This window comes from Cronobacter sakazakii (assembly GCF_000982825.1).
Classification (GTDB): domain Bacteria; phylum Pseudomonadota; class Gammaproteobacteria; order Enterobacterales; family Enterobacteriaceae; genus Cronobacter; species Cronobacter sakazakii.
The window spans coordinates 3,353,024-3,370,785 of record NZ_CP011047.1 but is presented as its reverse complement, the minus strand read 5'-3'; the positions used below and the strand labels follow the sequence as shown (position 1 = coordinate 3,370,785).

Here is a 17,762-nt window from a genome sequence, read left to right as displayed (position 1 = left end):
AATCAACGCTAACTATCCGTCTTCGCTTCGCTTGACGGAACTCGCTTCGCTCGCGGTCTTGTTTTTGGGTTGTTGGAACGTGCCCGTCATTCTTGATGCATGTTCCAGTTCCCTTTGATCGTAGGAAGACTTAATCCCACTTTTTGCTTGGCTGAGACCTCTTCATATTGGCTTCCAGAAGTCGCTTACGAATATCTGTTGCAACCGCCTAACTTTTACCTACCTTCCTTGCTCGGTCAAGACCTTCTTTAGTTCTCTATGCAATGTGTAGTCTATTGATATAATTAGTATTTTATTCGAGATTATGTAATTGTGTGAAAAAGGATGAAAAACACACTTTTTGTATTAGCATTAGCCTCCGTATGCCTTCTAAAGCTTTCTAAAATGCAGGCTTCAAAAGTGCTTGATTTTACGAAAGTAATGAAAAGGTGTGATTACTAGCGTTAGTACCAGCACATTGTGTAACCTCTGGACAGTTAAGGATAATTAGATGCAAACAGCAGAGATGTTTCGTATTTTCCTGGACAATTTGAAAATACCTAATGAACGAATGACGGCAATTGCAACACATTATAAAAATGCCACAAGGAGGCTTAACATAAGGTTTCGGGAAACTGAAAACGGTTTCAATAATCGACTGAAGGTTGGTTCAGCAGGTCGTCGTACGGCGGTCAGCAAAACGTCAGATTTAGATATGCTGTACATTATGCCTTCAGGGTTGTGGGAGGCTTATCAAGTAGGTTTGAATCCTCAACGACGTTTACTTCGTGATGTAAAAGATGCTTTAAAACAAACCTTTTCGCAGCAAGAAGTCAAGGTTGATCGATTAGTAGTGCAGATTGTTTTTGACTCTTTCCATATAGAGGTGCAACCAGTCTTTGCTGACGGAGATCATTTTAAATACCCTGATACGAAAGCTGACAATGGTAATGGTGGGTGGCGGGTAACTAAACCTCGTATGGAAATTACCGAAATGAGGAATTTCCGAAATAACAAAAGTCGTAATCTCCATAATCTTTGTCGCATGTTGCGAGCTTGGAAAAACAGAAATACAGTAGACATGGGAGGACTTCTTATTGACACGTTAGCATGGAGGTTCCTTAAACAAACCGATGATTATGATGAAACTGGAATGGTTAGTTATGGTTTCATGTGCCGTGACTTTTTTGATTTTTTGCAAAAAGAAGACGTTCATGAACACTATGCTGCAATAGGCAGTGGACAAAGGGTTAAGGTCTACAAAAATTTCCAGCGACAATCAAAACGTGCCTTCAAACTATGCACGCAAGCGATTGACGCGTACGAGAATGGCTATACAAAGAAATGTCATGAACTTTGGCGGGAAGTTTTCGGACTTACTTTTCCTAAAGCAGCAACGGAAATGCAAGACTCTCTGGGGCTGGGGTCAGATAATTTCGTTAATGAATCATATTTTGCCCGCACATGGCGTAATACGGAAGAATTTACGGATGAAAAATTTGATGATGTCGATATTAGATATCCACTTGAAGTAAACTGTATTGTCAAAGAAAGTGGGTATAGGGAACGCTCGATTAGAGCTTACCTTTCGGATATAGCTCGACCTTGGTTACCTCCTAATAAGACTTTATCATTCTCGATCAATCAAGCAAGTTTAGATCTGATTCCTGAACCTTATGACATATACTGGAAAGTATTGAATAGAGGTAAAGAGGCTGAAGAACGTGATGAAATTCGAGGTCAAATAATTTTAGGTCAAACTACCCATACTGAACATACAAAGTTCAGAGGTAGTCATAAGGTGTGGTGTTATATCGTTAAGAATCATATAGTAATTGCCCAGGCTACTATCGACATTCCAATTGAGTGAAAAACATGCTAAAAAATGACTTGCTGAATCATATTGCTTCTGCTGGATACAACGTTGGGTTCGGAGCAAAGAAAACCTTTGCAACATTTGACATTGTAAGTAAGCTTCCTGGCTGGATTGGCATAATATCACTCGCAGTATCTGTTCTTGGTCTTTATATGGATGAAATGAGTTCTAAGAATATTTCTGCAATTTTTATTATTCTGAGCATTGGTAGCCTATACATTAATTTCTATGATGGTGATAAAAGTAAATATGAAGAGGCGGGGAAAAGGCAAACTGACATCTTCAGAAAGATTGAACGACTGTATTACGATGCAAAATCAGAGAGCCAGCCAGATTCAGCTAAGTATATTCAGGAACTTGAAGTTCTGATGCAAGATTTTGATAATAGCACAATTACTAAACAAATTTGTGGTAGTAATTGGTATGCTCACTATAAATTTTACAGTGAATTGGAGAAGCGATGGATTGAGGAACAGTTATCCTTAACTTTTTGGAAAGATAAATTTCCAAATACATTAAAAATATTTTTGATTATAATTTTAGGTATGGTTGTTTTTTTGATCTGCCACAGGTTGAATTGGATTTGATGCATTCATAACCTAATTTGAAAAGTAAAATTACGAATTAGATTAAATGAATTTGTCAAAGTCAGACTATTGATAAATTTTACAACAGTTTAGACTGAATATATGAAAGTATTTGACTGTTGCTGGTTTGATGAATGTGTTGGTGTTATCGAAATCGAGCATCGGTATGGATAAAATAAAGCCTCGCACTTCAGCGAGGCTTGTTATACAACGCTCGTTGTTTAAAGACCACCATGACGATTCGCATAGAACAAGAAATAATTGATATGCCGTTCTAAAGCTTTAAAGAAATCATCATTCGACCAAGTAGTTGAACTATAAGATGCACCGTTTGTAGAACTAAAAGTACGACCATTATCGTTTGTAGAAAATGTCGTTATCGAATAGCGGCCATCAAATCGCTCAGTTTCTGATAATAAAAGTTCATGCTTCCCGCCGTCTTTATACTTCATATTGAAGCTTATATGCCGTGCAGATGTAGAAATTTCAGCGTGGATTCCTCTTTCAAGTAAACCATTTTTGTACGTTTCAACTTCTGGTACGAGAGATTCAATAATTTCCGATAAGCGTTCTCGTTCCTGGGCTAACGTTTCTTTTTCTTCAATCTGCTCTTGTTTTTGTCTGCCTATTTTTTCATCAACACCTTTGAAGAATGAGTTACCTACCATGGGATATCCTTAATTATAATATGAGCGTTTCAAAGTCAGGACATATGGGCAGCAAATACTGTTATCAAGTCCGTTTTTAACACAAAAGCTCTTTCTTGATTCGGTAAAAGGTGGCGCGGCTGATACCTGCCGCTTTCATGATGTGGGCTGGTTTAACATTCTGCGCCAGCATTTCGCGAACAGTTTCACGGGCTTCCATATCTTTTTCTTTCCCCGTATACAAACCTGCCAGTTTTGCTCTCTCGATCCCCTGTGCCTGGCGTTTACGGCGGGTTTCATAATCTTGTCGTGCCATTGTCGCAAGGATATCGATCAGCATAGCATTGACTGCCCGAAGAATGCCGCTAGTAAGGTCGTTACCAGACATTTCAACCATCTGCCAGCTTGTTGGCAAATCCATCGAAACAATAACCAGTCCTTTACTGTTCAGCGTAGCTTTGAGTTCAGCCCATTCTTCATGTTGAAGACGACTGAGACGGTCAATCGCTTCAATTAGAAGCAAATCGCCAGGCCGTGCTTCGGCAAGTAGGTGCATCAGTTCCACACGTTCCAGCTTCGCACCGCTGGCATTCTCAATGTATTCTCCGGCTACTTGCCAGTTTTTGCTTTGCGCAAATTCGCGCAGGCTAACTAATGCACGATCAGCATGTTGGCCTTCGGTAGATGCACGGCAATAGATACGGACATTCATTATGCATTCTCTTTTGAGTATTAAATTGATACCCATATGATACAGTGCGTGTTTTTATTGTCAATAGAGTCAAATTTAACCCTATTGATACTGTGTGTCATGGTCTTTATCAGGTATACCTAAAAGAGATATTGTTCGGATGGTATTCAGATCTTGCTTGGGGTATACGATTTGGTCAGTTTCTGTAGCTGAAGCACTCCGGTTTCATTTCAGCAGGTCTTAATCAAATTCAGTGTGCCATACATGCGGCACGAAAAAGTCTGGCATCAATGTGACCAGTTCTATCACCCACCACAGTCACTACAGTGGCCACACAGTTGGGGACCCAAAGGATGTTGTTTACCATTTTGCAATGGTTGACAGCTACCCGAAAGCAACTCCTCTTCGAGAGCGCTCAATTCCTCAGTTAATCGGGTTTGCAATTTTAGTTTGTTGAACCCATCCACACTGGGCGTAAGTGTATAGTTGTGATAACTGTCAACTTTTCTTCTCTCTTCTGTTCAGAATAAATTAATGTTCAGGCGTTATGATAAATAGATGTTATCGCCACCATGGCGCGGTCTTTACAGGAATAAATCTCACCATTTTTATATTTTCACCACAGTACCTCAAAATTTCATATACCAAAACTGAACTTGGCCGGGTAGTATTGGCTGCTTAGTATTAACTGTAGATGCTGTTATTAGGAGTTTCAGGTGCAGGTAAACAAACTTACGGATGATATTGATATTAGTTCTCATGAGCGTTTCCTCGCGGCCCGTAAAAGCACATGGGTTAGTGTGCTTGTTAATTGTTTTCTGACATCCGGGCAAGTGATTACTGGCGTATTTTCCGGATCTCAGGGGCTTATTGCGGATGGTATCCATTCTCTGTCTGATTTAGTTTCAGACTTTGTGGTGCTTATTGCTAATCATAAAAGTAAAAAAAATCCCGATGATGACCATCACTACGGGCATCATCGTTATGAAAATGGTGCATCATTAATTCTGGGGACAATTTTATTCATTGTTGGCATCGGGATGTTATGGTCAGCAGCAAATAAAATGCAACAACCAGATGATATTCCTCAGGTACATATTGTTGCTCTGTGGGTGGCCTTAGCCGCACTGGTTATCAAAGAGCTTCTTTTTCGCTATATGCTGGCAGTAGCAACCCGAGTAAAATCCACTATGCTGGTTGCCAATGCCTGGCATGCCCGCTCTGATGCCGCCTCATCTTTGGTGGTGGCTATTGGTATTATTGGTAGTTTATCAGGGTTTAAATTGCTTGATCCGGTAGCTGCACTGGTTGTGGGACTGATTGTGACCAGAATGGGATATTCATTTATGTCAGATTCGCTTCATGACTTGATGGACAGGGCCGTGGATATTGAAACTGAAAATAGTATAAAAACAACATTATTGTCCACGCCTGGGGTCGAAGGCATCCATGACCTCAAGACCAGAAAAATGGGGGACCTTGTTGTGGTTGATGTTCATCTGGAAATTGATGGTGATTTATCAGTGAAAGTAGGACATGACATTGCTGTTTTGGCCAGGAAATCAGTTTTAGATAATCATCATGTTTTAAATGTTATGACACATGTTGACCCTTATTTTAAAGGTGATAATAGTCCTGGTTGCGGGGGCAAATAATCCTGAAAAATAATATGAATGCTGCTGTTTTTTGAGAAGATTGGGAAGGGATTATTTTTTTGCGCAATATTACCCCTTCTGACTGTGAAAACGAGAGTAAACAATATGGAGGCTATTATGAGAAAAATTATGCGTACTGTTGTGATAGGAGCCACCCTTCTTTTATCCCCCTGTGTAATGGCTGGTTCTGACGGTGTTGAACATGCCATGAAGATGATGAATAAAAGCTACCGCGCAGCACTTAAGGAGGAGGACGTTACATCCTTCAGGAAAGATATGCGGGAACTGAAAGCAACAGCAGAGTCCATCCTGAACAGCCCTGTAGAAGGGTATGACAGGGAAACGTATGTTGCAGGCATGTCACTTCTAATTGATGAGGTAACTGCCGTTGAAAGTACCGCTGAGAAGGAAGGTCTTGACGCCGGGAAAATTGCAGCACAGAAACTAGGCAGTCTGATGAGAAAATACCACAATAAACTAGGTGTTGACTGAGACCGGGAATTATTCGGTGAAGGTAGATATGCTGGAAAGATATCCCTGAACTGACATGATACACGTGCCTGTAATCAAGCAGATAGCTATGCACTGGTGAGGAAATTTCACAACGTTATCTTATCTGCAAAATACATATAAAAATGTTGGGGTAACAAACATGCATTATCAATGCTACATATTTTAGTTTGTTGCCTCAACATAAGTTAAGTACCTATTGGTGTTGCGCGGGGTGGATTCAGGGGGCCAAATTATATTTGGTGGTCACGCGTCAGTCTGTGTTTTGTTTGTTGGTCATGATGACCTGCTCCCCGTTGATTAACACACTGATGCCCGTAATGTCTTCATCATCGGTATGAGACCCTCATTAAGATGCTTTTTTCCGGCAAATAAATCATCAGTATCCTCTTCGAGGCTGGAACAGGGATTCTAAGCCATGTGCTTTGCCGTAAGAAGATCATTTCCGACGTCACCTAATGTGGCTTGGTGAATGGATTTTGTCATGGCTGCACTCTTCATCGGTCGTCGGATTAAGTGCCGTACGATCCACGTCGCTTTTGGAATTTCAAGCGTTCAGATATAAGCATTCTGTACAGCATTGCGTTGTTTCGTGGCTATCTGGCGACGATAAGAACCACTCAGGAACCTGAATTTACCTGTCGAGTACTGGGCCTTTGAACATGGTTTGGATATTACTGAGTGCATCTTGGTTTTGAGAAGTTAAGGTTATCTTAATAAAAAGGCATAATATTGAGTGGTCAACCAACCTTAAAAAAGTGGCTAAATTATGAACGAAAATTTACGTAATGCTCTTCCTCACAAAAACACACCATTTCTACGTGTGCTGCATATCATCGTAGCTGTATTGATTTTATTGCAGATTATTAATTCAAACCTTACCGAAAGCGATGCGCTTAGTGACTATACTCTCACTGGGTTCGTAACATGGTTCCATGTTATCACTGGGTTATCACTGATTGTCCTTGGGTTTGTCATGCTTGCATGGATGCTGACACAACGAGGATTTCGTTACTATTTTGCCTGGGTGGTCCTTGATTTTCGAGGTGTGGTTGAAGATATCAAAATGCTGATATCATTCCGTCTTCCTGAAGCTCATGCTGGTGGGATTGCTGCTCTGGTTCAGGGGCTTGGTGTACTTGCACTATTGGGCGTTGCATTATGTGGTGGATTCTGGTTTGCTCTCAATACTGCTCTTGGCACGTCACCTGTGCTGACAGAAACCGTCCTGCATGTGCATAAGTTTCTGACTGTATTTATTGAAACCTATTTCTGGGCACATGGTGCGATGGGGTTGCTGCATATCTTCCTCACCGTTCGTAGCCAAAGGAAAAATCCCGTTACCGAATAGTGCTGTAGGTTTATGATGGATAAGATGCCCTGTAATGGTTGGCTAAAACAGACTATAACCGCGCATTTATCCGTCAATGCATTTTCTATTTATCCGTAATTCCGATGAGTATGCGTATTTGAAGGAAAAAATATATGCATCTTGAACGACATAGTATCGAAAAAGTGGGATGGCTGAGGGCAGCTGTACTGGGGGCAAATGACGGAATTGTTTCGACAGCGAGCCTTGTTCTTGGGGTTGCATCTGCAAATAGCAGTCCTTCCGGTGTTTTACTTGCAGGTGTTGCAGGACTGGTTGCCGGAGCTATGTCAATGGCTACAGGGGAATATGTTTCCGTCTCATCTCAGGCGGATACCGAAAACGCAGCACTTGCCCAGGAAAAAAGGGAGCTGGAAACTGATTATCAGGGAGAGGTGCGGGAACTGACTTCACTTTATATGCAACGTGGACTGGAGCCAGAGCTTGCCCGGCAGGTTGCGGAGCAACTTATGGTCAAAGATGCCCTGGATGCTCATGCCCGTGAAGAACTGGGGTTGACGGATATAAATTCTGCACAGCCCCTACAGGCAGCTGTCTTTTCTGCCCTGAGTTTTTCCGCTGGTGCGGTGTTACCCTTAATCGTGGCATGGCTCTCCCCTCTGAAACTGGCTTTTTTGTTGATAATCCTTTCCACCCTTTTTTCACTGGCGGTCCTTGGCTATATATCTTCGGTTTTGAGTAAAGCCTCTCCTGTCAGGGCGATCATAAGAATTACGTTCTGGAGTACCATGGCTATGCTTTTGTCTATGGGGATTGGTCATTTTGCAGGGCAGGCCCTGCTTTAATGTTATGAAGCACAATTCGAGTACCATCTTACTGGCGATGCTTCGCAAAACAATTTGCAATGCAGCTCCCTTCAAACTCGATTCCTGCTTGCGCCAATACCTGTTGAAGGGGTGATGGAGGGGATTCTCCCCCTCCATTTCAAGGGCAAGGACAACGCTACTTCTGGCAAATTTCCCGGTCGTAAACGCCACCATTGACAACCAAAATTTGTCGTTTCTTCTTTGAAATCATATCAGTCATTATCTTCGAGTCATCAAGAAAGATACCACCAAAGGTTCCAGGTCGTGCATTCTTCCCGGCGATTATAATCAGATCCCCAATATTCAATGCAGCAACTTTATCGTTATTGTAATTCGTATCTTCAAATATGAACTTCAGGCCTTCATCTGAACCGGGAATACCCAATGTTACTACAGGATTTTTTCTGAAAGTAACAGTACCGATACCAGTTATTTTTCCTGTTACCATTAACTGACATTTTTTGAAGTCATTTGTTGCCCTGAATTCATGTTGTTCAAACCGCGCATAAACTTCCCCTGTTGTATACATTCGCGGAAGTATATCGATTATCGATGGTTTGGATGGTTGCTCAGGTTGTTGCTGAGTTACGGTATCAGCATTTACCTTGGCCTTCACTTCGGGGGTTTTAGGCTGATATGGGGGGGGCGTCAGCCCGTAAAGGAGATTGATGCCGTAGGCTATTGCGACGGTTATGACTGCTATTTTAATATAACGTTCATAGGGTGATTTCATTTCGTTCTTCCATAACTTCTATCTTAACAATACGCTCTCCATTACGATATATTTTCAGCTTGTCAGGCGGGGACTTCACTGCATTACGGATTTCGTTCATTGTATCTTTCGATAACATATCACAGCCTTCCATATACATAACCCTACGGGTATCGGTATCTGGTATGTTAGTGAAACTGCTACTGACCCATAAATCGGGTATTTCAATTCCATGTATCAGCTTCATATACACAACGATGAACGCATCTGTCAGGTGAAACCGTCCAACTGTGTATTTTCCGGTATAGGTATTACCAGAAGACGATGCTACCCAATCGTTTTTTAAAACCAAAGTCAGCGCATTATTTTCCATATTCAGACTCCAGTTCACGAATGCGATTGTTCGTCATGTCGGTAAGACATTTCTGTTCATTATTGCAGCCGGATTTGTGCTTTATCCATTCTCTTTGAGAAGGAAGCAATCGTTTTCGGGTTTCAGGGCTAAGGCTTTTCCAGACCGAATTAAGTTTCTCATCGCTTGCTTTATAACTGTGTGTATCGACGTTTGAGGTTACTGCATTGTTTTTGGGAGCTTCGCTACCGCTGCTATAGAAAACGGGTGCACGTACTCCCTGAGCGTAGTCTTTAGCTGCTTTTTCCCCCACGGCTTGCCCATTCGCAGTCAATACCTTTCCGAACTCTGTAGTGTCGAAACTGTAATTGCGGATCTCGCCATTGAAGTCCAGCTTCACGTTAACGGTTGTTGACTTCGAAATGGCAGTCAAGAAATCACCAGCTTCGGACCCGAAGGAACAAGCGACTTCTTTAGAATCACTGACATTAGGGCGTAACCCGTGCATCGTGAATCTGCCGTTATCAGTTGTAGCAGTGATATCTACCAGCGGAACGATTGATGATGATTGCTTTGTCATCGCGAAGCATATTCCCTTCAGATTTACATCCCTGTCCATCCCGAGAAACATCAGTGCGTTTTTGTCGCTGCTGGCGACACCCATTGATTTTGCCTCTGGCAAGAAATACACGGTACTGGAGGCGGTGGTTAAACCTGAAACGAAAACAACACCTGACGCCATGATTTTTAAAGTTTTAATAAGAATTGTCATTCTGGATACCTTCTTTCTTTCGCACTCCATCGTGGACAGAGTATTCATTCCGTGAGTCTTGTTTACGAGAAACACTAACCGAAGAATCATGATCTTACATTGATCTATTAAATCTATCAATATCGTATAATTGATCTGTAAAAACGATCTATTAACATGGGGAGAAGAGGGGGAAGATGCGAAGGGTATTGTTTTTAAAGGGTTTTAAAATGGTTCATATGCTTGGTGTTAACGTCGGGCGGCGGGCAGCGGTTAGTCTTGAATACTGCGATTGAAAGACATAACAATCTACTTTGTGCCGGGTTTCCGGCAACCATAGAGGTGTTTCGATAAGGAGCGGTGCAATAAGTACAGTTCGTAGACAGAATGAATACGATGTAATTTTGAACCCTTGCTCTACAACGCTCTGTATCAAGTTTTACGGGGGTTTTATATTGAACGATGCCTGAAGTCTGCTTTAATCGCTCTGACAAGATACAGAGCGATTCATGGCTATATAGCGATGGATTACGCTAACATTTCTGTGGGGCAATTTTACAATGGCACTAACACTTACCTTTATTCCGTCAGTTCATCGATCAGTGTTCGGGGATGATCTAGTCGTTTTTTCGCTTCCGTCATGAACTTGTCTCGGTTGATCAATATGTCAATATGGTCATGCAGTATCAAACCTTCAGATTCAAGAATTTGAATATCGTTGATAGTCTGCGCTTCAACATAAATCTTACCCTTCTTCCAGCCTGAGTTGTTTTCGATAACGATACGCTGTTTATGCTGATCGCGGTATGTGATGGTAAACAAGTTGTGTTTCTTATCTATTCTGGAGCAATCTACGCGCATAATAACGGTCTTAATGTTTGCTCTTATTTTTGTGCGTAAAGGGTTAAGTGCGTCATCAATGTCAAACTTCCTGAACTTGTCCCAACCTTCAGTGTTCATTTGCACGATTGATTCATCGTATAGTCTTTTTTCCACTATCAGACTTTGTTTTTCTTGTTCTAGTTGATCAATTTGCGAAGTGAGGCTATTAATGATCTCAGGGCTTTTAGCTGAACCTATAGCCAATACATAGTTCTCAATTTGCGATTGTATGTCCGCTATTTTCCCTTCTAAACCAGATGGTTGATATTTCGTCTGTAAGAATATTCTATCGGCTATTAGTTGTAAAATCGTCCTTTCAAGGGTGCTTGCCCTGAATCCCCACTTATTACAATCTTGATGTAAATCTCTGGATGCACATTGGTAACGGTAAGCATGTGGATGGTTTTTAAGGGTTGATTTAGCCTTAACCATGTAACATGAGCAGTGCGCACAGTGCAAAATACCAATACCGGAAAGTAATGGTATTTCTGGATTACTCTCGCGATTCGGGGCAAATCCTTTGTTTCCAACTTGGAGCTTTAACGCTTCATATTCATCTTTGCTGATGATCGCAGGGTAATAATCATCCAGAACGTATTCTGCATTGTTTACAGTGATTACTTTTCGTCCATAAATGGCAGGTTCAAGGATTCTGGAACAATGCTGCATATTCCATATACCTTTTGATTTTTTGTTGCCAATAACCGGTCCATCGTAGTTGTTTTTCAGATGTTGAAGGATCATCCGATTTGACCAACCGTCTTGTTTTAACTGGATAATTTTTTTTGCTATGGGGAACAGGACTGGATGCGGATTGACATATCCAGTACTTGAATCTGTCCACCATTTATCCGAGCCTAACTCTTTAATTGCGACTACAGGATCACCTGGTTTCCGTTCCTGGTGACGTCTGATCTTGGACAGAGCACTTGCAATGGTGCGGTGTGATTTGGTTGAACTTTCTTCGTTTGCACGGCTGAACAACATCACGCTAAACATCAGTTGCTGCAATGTCTCGGTGTTTACTTCAGTCTGTCTGTAAACCTGTTTATCAATCCCGGTAATTACCGTGATGCCATTAAGTAATAAGCTGGTGAAAAGGTTAACCGCTTGCATGGCGTTCTGGCGTGAGAAGCGATCAAGGGATTCAATCAAGAGGAAAGACCCCTTTGGGATCAAACCGGATTCAACTTGGTCTATGAAATCCGATAAAGCTCCTTCCTGAACGTTTTTACCCTTGTACGCGGATACCCCTAAATCTTGGTATTCCTCGAAAATCTCCAGATCGTACTCAGTAGCAATCTGTTTTGCCATTTCAGCAATGTAGCTCTTCTGACGCTCAATCGAACTACCTTTACCTTGTCGTTCGCTGGAGTAACGGATATATGAATATAAGCGTGGACGATTCATGGTATTGAATTTCACTGGAAGTACTGTATTTCTTAAGATTGTAACATGTGCAGACATTGGTCATCACCTCCTTGGTAATCCATTGGGGCGACAGGTATAGCTGTTTTTACGCCTCAATTCTTAATGAGGTGTATTTTACTTTAGTGTTGCCAATGGTCACGCCAAGCAGCGCCATCATGGTAAAGCCGAGCCCGGTCAGCAGCGCGTGGATGAGATAGAGCGCAGGGGCCACAAACAGGAACAGAAACTCCAGCGGTTCGGTGGTGCCGCCCACCACGCAGGCGATCACGCCGGAAATCAGCAGCCCTTTGATCTTATGACGATTCTCTGGTTTTGCGCAGTGGTACATGGCAAGCGCAGCACCCGGCAAGCCGCCCAGAAACGCCGGCATTTTCCCCTGCGACAGGAAGCGAGTGGCGCTTTCGGCGAAGCCGTGCGAGGTAGGGCAGTTAAGCTGCGCCTGGAAGATGGTCAGCGCGCCGGAGACGCTGTGCCCGCAGACATCCATCGTGCCGCCCGCCTCGGTAAAGCGGATCAGCGCCACCAGAATATGTTGCAGGCCAAACGGTAGCAGCAGGCGCTCGCCGGTGCCGAAAATCATCGGTGCGAAGCTGCCGGTGCTGTTAATCAGCCAGCCCAGCGCATTAATGCCTTTGGCGAAGAACGGCCAGATGAGCGGAATCGTCAGCCCGACCAGGCCCATCACCACGGTGGTAACGATAGGCACAAAACGGGTACCACCGAAAAACGCCAGCGCGTCCGGCAGCCGCACTTTATGAAAACGCTCATGCAAAAGCCAGATGATCACGCCTGCAATCACCGCGCCCAGAATGCCGGTATCGATAGACTGAATGCCGAGCACCGACTGGACGTTGTTGGCTTTCAGCAGCGCCGCGTCCTGCGTTGGCAGAATGCCTTTGGCGGTGAGCCAGAAGTTAACCGCCAGGTTCATTACCGCGTAGCCGACGAAACCGGCAAACGCCGCAACACCTTTGTTTTCACGCGCCAGCCCCAGCGGAATCGCGATACAGAACATCACCGGCAGAAAACTGAAGGCGAAAGAGCCCATTTTGCTCATCCACGTAAAGATGAGCTGTAACACGCTATTACCGAGTAACGGCATCAGCGTGATGACGTCATGACTGCTGAGCGAACTGCCAATGCCCATCAGAATGCCGCAAAACGACAGCAGCGCCACCGGCAACATAAACGTCTTGCCGAGCTGCTGCATAAATCCCCAAAGCGTATTTTTTTGACCTGTATTCGCCGTCATAAACGACACCTCGCATTAAATGATCCCAGCCCCTGAACGAAGGATTGCAAGATAAAACGTTTTATCAAAGTTTAATGCGCGGTGAATCACAGAACATTACCCAGGCCTCGCAGTTATAATAGAAGGACAGGTAAAAGGTTTTATCTGCCACTTGTGGAGCAAAAAGCGTAGCCAATGAGTCAGGCGAAAAGAATCACTATTAATGATGTCGCACAGGCGGCGGGGGTGTCGGTCGCTACCGTTTCGTTGGTGCTGAGCGGTAAGGGACGGATCTCCAGCGCCACCGGCCAGCGGGTGAACGAGGCCATTGAGCAGTTAGGATTTGTGCGTAACCGGCAGGCGTCGGCGCTGCGCGGCGGGCCAAGCGGGGTGATTGGGCTTATCGTGCGCGATCTCACCACGCCGTTTTACGCCGAGCTCACCGCGGGCCTCTCCGAGGCGCTGGAAGCGCAGGGGCGAATGCTTTTTCTGCTCCAGGGCGGGCGTGATGAAGCCCAAATGCAGCGCTGTTTCGATACGCTGCTCGACCAGGGCGTTGACGGCGTGGTGGTGGCTGGCGGCACGGGGCAGGTCACCGCGTGGCAGGCGCAGGCCCGCGCGCGCAATATACCGCTGCTTTTCGCCTCACGCGCCAGCCATCACGATGAAGTGGACACGGTTCGCCCGGACAACCAGCAGGCGGCGCGGCTGGTGACCGAGCATCTCATTCATCGCGGCCATCAGCGTATCGCCTGGCTTGGCGGGGCGAGCTCGTCGCTGACCCGCGCCGAACGGCTCGGCGGCTACTGCGCCACGCTTTTACAGTACGGCCTGCCGTTTCACAGCGAGTGGATTGTTGAGTGTCCGGCCGGGCAGAAACAGGCGGCGGAGGCCATTAACGAACTGCTGCGCGTTAACCCGACCATTACCGCCGTGTTGTGCCATAACAGTACCGTGGCGATGGGCGCATGGTTCGGCCTGATGCGTGCCGGGCGGCAGAGTGGCGAAGGGGGTTATGAGAGCTATTTTGAGAACAGCGTGACGCTGGCGGCATTCGCGGAAGTGCCGGAGGCGAGACTCGATGACGTGCCCCTGACCTGGGTCACGACGCCCGCGCGTGAAATGGGGCACTGCGTGGCCGAGCGCATGATGCAGCGTATTCAGCACGGCGATGAGTCCACCGGCAGCCTGATCCTCGGCCCGCGGCTGGTGGCGCGGCGATGAAACGTGCAATAAAAAACGGCCTCCTGAGAGGCCGTTTTCTTTTTACTGCTGCGGCGCGACTGGCGGCGTCACACCCGGCGCAGCGGGCGCTGGCATCGTCTGTGGCTCTGGCGCGGTGATGCCCGGCAGGCCGAACATGCCGACAAATTCCGCGAGCGGCATTTTCTGCCCGTTCAGATTCACCTGGCCGTTAGCGTACTGCAGGCTGGTAACGATGCTGTTGTCCTGCATCGTGGTGATACGGAACATCTGGCCCATCGCCGCAAGGCCTTTCACCTGCTGGCTCGCCAGCTTCTCGGCATCGGCCTGCTGGTAGCCTTCCAGTTTCGCCACCTGCGTCATCATCTCGGTCGCCATATCCACCGGGATAACCAGCTTGCTGTCGAGGCTTTTCACCACGCGATCGAGCTGTTCGGCAGGCGCGGCCTGGGTCGCGCTCACCGGTGCCTGGCCCGGATCTTTCAGGAACAGCGACAGGTTAAAGGTGCTTTCGCCTTTAGCGTTTTTCCAGCTCAGCGGCGCGATAGTGATAACCGGGTTGCCTTTCAGCAGCAGCGGCAGGGAAGAGAGCAGGATTTCGGTCGCCTGCTGCTGGTACTGCTCCGGATTATCCATAATGCCCGGCTGCGCCATCAGCGCGCGGCTGCGCTCGTTATACTGCTGGCTGAACTGATGCCACGCCTGGCCGTCGATGTTGCCGATTTTCAGCGTCATCTTGCCGCTGCCCAGATCCTGATTCTGCACTTTCAGGCTGTTCATGACGTAATCCATCTGGCTGTCGATGCTCTTGCCATCTTTCGCCACGTCGGATTTGCCGTTCAGGCTAATGCCTTCCAGCAGCGCCATTTCCTGACCTTCAATGGCAATCGCCAGTTTTTCAAGATCCAGTTTTTGCTCGCCGACGCGCTCGTTAAAGCGGGTCATTTTGGTGTTGCCGTCAGCTTTCAGGCCGTTGAAAGTCAACTGCACATGCTGACCATACTCATTTACCGCGCTCACCAGGCCGCTGGACGCTTCGCCTTTCAGGCTCACGTCGTTGCCGTCTTTGTCCGCATCAAGCTGGAATTCGCCGCCGCTAAAGGAAACTTTTTCGTCCGCGGCTTCGTAATTGAGCGGCTGGAGCTGAATATCGCTGGAGGTCGCGCCACCATAGCCGATGCGGGTCTGCACATCGGCAAACGATTTGCCTTTCGCCATATCGAACAGCGCTTTGGTGGTGTCATTGTTCACAAGCGTAGTGTGCACAGACGCCATTGCCGGCAGAATATTCAGTTTTTTCAGATCGGCGAGCGGGAACGGACCGTGGCTTACGACCTGCTCCAGTACGACGCTCTGGCCCGGCTTCAGCAGCGCTTCCTGCTGACCCGCCGCCGGTTTCACCACCAGTTGCAGATGGCTGCTGAACAGGCCGCGCTGGTAATCCTGGTAGCTCAGCTCAAGCCCCGCCTGCGGCGCGCTACGCTTAAATTGCGCGTTGGCTTCTGCCACCATTTCGCCGACATGTTTTTCAAATTGCTTACCGGTGTACCACGCACCACCTGTCCAGACGACCCCGAGAGCGACAATCACGCCCACGGCAACCAGTGATTTTTTCATAGTTCAGTTCCCTTAAAACGAAGCCAGACGGCGGTCCGTCTGGCATGACTGGTAAAGATGTTACCAAGCTTAGCAATCCTTGCTTAAAAGATCAGTAACTTAGTTGAGCTTATTATAGACGCGCGCGAGACGGCCCACGCCGCTTGCGCTGACCGGCGATTCACTGGCCGCGACGAAAGCTGATTCGCCCGGTTTTAAGGCCAAGCGCTCGTCCCCTTTGCTGAGCACCGCTTCGCCCTCAACGCAGAACAGGATCGCGGCGCTCTCCTGCGCGAGGCTTTGCGGCTGTGAATGGAGATCGTGCAGCGAGAAGGCGAAATCCTCGACCGGAATCGGGAACTCCAGCGCGTTTTCCTGCTTCACCGGCTGCGTCAGCAGTTCGCCCGCCGGTTTGGCGACAAACTTCACGTTGGCGACCAGCTCAGGAATATCGATATATTTTGGGGTGAGACCCGCGCGCAGCACGTTGTCGGAGTTGGCCATGACCTCCAGCGCCACGCCCTGCAAATAGGCGTGCGGCGTTTCGGCAAACAGGAACATCGCCTCGCCAGGGTTCAGTTTTACCACGTTCAGCAGCAGCGGGGAGAAGAGGCCGCTGTCGTCCGGGTAGAACTGCGCGATAAACCGAATAGTCTCCCACGGCTCGCCCTGCTGGCTTGCGACGGTCGTTTTCAGCACCGCCAGCGCGCGGGATTTCTCCTCGCCCTGCATATTCAGCAGCCCGGCGAAAAGCTCACGCAGGCGGTCGGCATTTGGCTCCGCTAGGAAATGCGCGATAGCGGTATGCGCGCCCGCGACCGGTTGCAGCAGCGAGACAATCTCTGAGAACTCACGAAACGCGTTCATGGCGAGGAACGGGGTCAGTGCAAAAACCAGCTCCGGCTTGTGGTTCGGATCTTTGTAGTTACGCTCGGCGGCGCTGAGCGGAATGCCCGCCGCGTTTTCGCGTGCAAAGCCTTCTTCAGACGCCTGCTTGTGCGGGTGTACCTGAATGGAGAGCGGCTGGTCGGCACACAGCACTTTAAACAGGAACGGCAGTTCTCCGAAGCGCTCCGCCACCGGCGCGCCGAGCAGGGCGGTTTTATCCACGTCGATCACCTCGCGAAGGGCGCGGGTCTGGCCCTGCGCATCCTGAATTTTCGAGCTGCTTTTCGGGTGAGCGCCCATCCACAGCTCCGCCATCGGCAGGCCTTCCGGGTTCGCCACGCCATAAAGTTCCGTTAACGCCGTTTTGCTGCCCCAGGCGTAGTTTTGCACCGAGTTAATGAGTTTCTGCATGATCAGTCCCTGTATTCGAAGGAAAACATTTTTCGGTATTAAACCAATAAAGTGCCCCGAAGTAACCCGGCTGGGTAAAAAGTCGGTTTAGTCTCAGTTTTTGTTAAAAAATTGTGTACGATGTAGCGACTCGCTTTTTCATGCCGCACACGGACTCAGTGGCG

15 protein-coding genes and 2 pseudogenes are annotated in these 17,762 nt (G+C 46.8%); 8 read left to right on the top strand and 9 right to left on the bottom strand.

The genetic code is table 11. The features are described from left to right. The first annotated feature begins 490 nt into the window (after positions 1–490). Positions 491–1,849, top strand: coding sequence for a nucleotide-binding domain-containing protein (locus CSK29544_RS16040; RefSeq protein WP_016537366.1), 1,359 nt, complete (start codon positions 491–493; stop codon positions 1,847–1,849). Between the two features lie 5 nt (positions 1,850–1,854). Further along, entirely contained in the window at positions 1,855–2,442 is a 588-nt protein-coding gene (locus CSK29544_RS16035; protein ID WP_007890843.1) for an SLATT domain-containing protein, read from the top strand. A 221-nt stretch (positions 2,443–2,663) separates the two neighbouring features. Here the strand turns inward: CSK29544_RS16035 and CSK29544_RS24355 are convergent, their stop codons facing one another. Both CSK29544_RS24355 and CSK29544_RS16030 read right to left on the bottom strand, forming a co-directional pair. Continuing rightward, positions 2,664–3,110, bottom strand: coding sequence for a hypothetical protein (locus CSK29544_RS24355; RefSeq protein ID WP_049027946.1), 447 nt, complete (start codon positions 3,108–3,110; stop codon positions 2,664–2,666). Between the two features lie 76 nt (positions 3,111–3,186). Then, on the bottom strand, positions 3,187–3,801 hold the full coding sequence (locus CSK29544_RS16030) for a recombinase family protein (RefSeq protein WP_007890845.1): 615 nt from the start codon (positions 3,799–3,801) through the stop codon (positions 3,187–3,189). Between the two features lie 695 nt (positions 3,802–4,496). Here CSK29544_RS16030 and CSK29544_RS16025 point away from each other — a divergent pair. The 5 genes and pseudogenes from CSK29544_RS16025 (at position 4,497) to CSK29544_RS16010 (ending at position 8,120) form a co-directional block, all read left to right on the top strand. Then, complete coding sequence (locus CSK29544_RS16025) at positions 4,497–5,435, top strand: cation diffusion facilitator family transporter (RefSeq protein WP_001198019.1); 939 nt, start codon at positions 4,497–4,499, stop codon at positions 5,433–5,435. A gap of 117 nt (positions 5,436–5,552) precedes the next feature. Next, entirely contained in the window at positions 5,553–5,927 is a 375-nt protein-coding gene (locus CSK29544_RS16020) for a cytochrome b562 (RefSeq protein WP_013096889.1), read from the top strand. Between the two features lie 463 nt (positions 5,928–6,390). Further along, positions 6,391–6,621, top strand: a pseudogene (locus CSK29544_RS23940) (IS3 family transposase); the annotation flags it as partial. 93 nt (positions 6,622–6,714) lie between these two features. Continuing rightward, positions 6,715–7,296, top strand: a complete 582-nt coding sequence (locus tag CSK29544_RS16015) for a cytochrome b/b6 domain-containing protein (protein WP_001004932.1) — start codon at positions 6,715–6,717, stop codon at positions 7,294–7,296. 134 nt (positions 7,297–7,430) lie between these two features. Continuing rightward, the gene (locus tag CSK29544_RS16010) at positions 7,431–8,120 is read left to right on the top strand and encodes a VIT1/CCC1 transporter family protein (RefSeq protein WP_000549951.1); all 690 of its coding nucleotides are present in this window, start codon (positions 7,431–7,433) and stop codon (positions 8,118–8,120) included. Between the two features lie 157 nt (positions 8,121–8,277). Here CSK29544_RS16010 and CSK29544_RS16005 read toward each other — a convergent pair whose 3' ends face one another. The 5 genes and pseudogenes from CSK29544_RS16005 to malX form a co-directional block, all read right to left on the bottom strand. Continuing rightward, on the bottom strand, positions 8,278–8,874 hold the full coding sequence (locus tag CSK29544_RS16005) for a hypothetical protein (protein ID WP_016537359.1): 597 nt from the start codon (positions 8,872–8,874) through the stop codon (positions 8,278–8,280). Then, a complete protein-coding gene (locus CSK29544_RS16000; protein ID WP_023280004.1) occupies positions 8,858–9,226 on the bottom strand; it encodes a hypothetical protein in 369 nt (122 codons plus the stop codon). Before CSK29544_RS16000 ends, CSK29544_RS16005 begins: the two co-directional genes overlap by 17 nt. Further along, the gene (locus CSK29544_RS15995) at positions 9,216–9,977 is read right to left on the bottom strand and encodes a lysozyme inhibitor LprI family protein (RefSeq protein ID WP_023280005.1); all 762 of its coding nucleotides are present in this window, start codon (positions 9,975–9,977) and stop codon (positions 9,216–9,218) included. The genes CSK29544_RS16000 and CSK29544_RS15995 overlap by 11 nt, the downstream gene beginning before the upstream one ends. A 558-nt stretch (positions 9,978–10,535) precedes the next feature. Continuing rightward, positions 10,536–12,305, bottom strand: a complete 1,770-nt coding sequence (locus CSK29544_RS15990) for a recombinase family protein (RefSeq protein ID WP_013096884.1) — start codon at positions 12,303–12,305, stop codon at positions 10,536–10,538. Between the two features lie 85 nt (positions 12,306–12,390). Beyond that, positions 12,391–13,521, bottom strand: a pseudogene (gene malX, locus CSK29544_RS15985) (PTS maltose transporter subunit IICB); the annotation flags it as partial. A gap of 174 nt (positions 13,522–13,695) precedes the next feature. On the opposite strand from malX, the gene CSK29544_RS15980 reads away from it, so the two are divergent. Continuing rightward, complete coding sequence (locus CSK29544_RS15980) at positions 13,696–14,724, top strand: Mal regulon transcriptional regulator MalI (RefSeq protein ID WP_007890869.1); 1,029 nt, start codon at positions 13,696–13,698, stop codon at positions 14,722–14,724. A gap of 42 nt (positions 14,725–14,766) precedes the next feature. On the opposite strand, the gene CSK29544_RS15975 is transcribed toward CSK29544_RS15980, so the two are convergent. Then, complete coding sequence (locus CSK29544_RS15975) at positions 14,767–16,320, bottom strand: YdgA family protein (RefSeq protein ID WP_007890872.1); 1,554 nt, start codon at positions 16,318–16,320, stop codon at positions 14,767–14,769. 99 nt (positions 16,321–16,419) lie between these two features. Next, complete coding sequence (manA, locus tag CSK29544_RS15970; RefSeq protein WP_007890874.1) at positions 16,420–17,598, bottom strand: mannose-6-phosphate isomerase; 1,179 nt, start codon at positions 17,596–17,598, stop codon at positions 16,420–16,422. Positions 17,599–17,762 lie beyond the last annotated feature (164 nt).

Bases quoted from the DNA above. Each gene is read 5' to 3' on its own strand.
- manA (WP_007890874.1), bottom strand. From the start codon at position 17,598: ATGCAGAAACTCATTAACTCGGTGCAAAACTACGCCTGGGGCAGCAAA.
- CSK29544_RS15975 (WP_007890872.1), bottom strand. From the start codon at position 16,320: ATGAAAAAATCACTGGTTGCCGTGGGCGTGATTGTCGCTCTCGGGGTC.
- CSK29544_RS16010 (WP_000549951.1), top strand. From the start codon at position 7,431: ATGCATCTTGAACGACATAGTATCGAAAAAGTGGGATGGCTGAGGGCA.
- CSK29544_RS24355 (WP_049027946.1), bottom strand. From the start codon at position 3,110: ATGGTAGGTAACTCATTCTTCAAAGGTGTTGATGAAAAAATAGGCAGA.
- CSK29544_RS15980 (WP_007890869.1), top strand. From the start codon at position 13,696: ATGAGTCAGGCGAAAAGAATCACTATTAATGATGTCGCACAGGCGGCG.
- CSK29544_RS16015 (WP_001004932.1), top strand. From the start codon at position 6,715: ATGAACGAAAATTTACGTAATGCTCTTCCTCACAAAAACACACCATTT.
- CSK29544_RS16005 (WP_016537359.1), bottom strand. From the start codon at position 8,874: ATGAAATCACCCTATGAACGTTATATTAAAATAGCAGTCATAACCGTC.
- CSK29544_RS16035 (WP_007890843.1), top strand. From the start codon at position 1,855: ATGCTAAAAAATGACTTGCTGAATCATATTGCTTCTGCTGGATACAAC.
- CSK29544_RS16030 (WP_007890845.1), bottom strand. From the start codon at position 3,801: ATGAATGTCCGTATCTATTGCCGTGCATCTACCGAAGGCCAACATGCT.
- CSK29544_RS15995 (WP_023280005.1), bottom strand. From the start codon at position 9,977: ATGACAATTCTTATTAAAACTTTAAAAATCATGGCGTCAGGTGTTGTT.
- CSK29544_RS16040 (WP_016537366.1), top strand. From the start codon at position 491: ATGCAAACAGCAGAGATGTTTCGTATTTTCCTGGACAATTTGAAAATA.
- CSK29544_RS15990 (WP_013096884.1), bottom strand. From the start codon at position 12,305: ATGTCTGCACATGTTACAATCTTAAGAAATACAGTACTTCCAGTGAAA.
- CSK29544_RS16020 (WP_013096889.1), top strand. From the start codon at position 5,553: ATGAGAAAAATTATGCGTACTGTTGTGATAGGAGCCACCCTTCTTTTA.
- CSK29544_RS16000 (WP_023280004.1), bottom strand. From the start codon at position 9,226: ATGGAAAATAATGCGCTGACTTTGGTTTTAAAAAACGATTGGGTAGCA.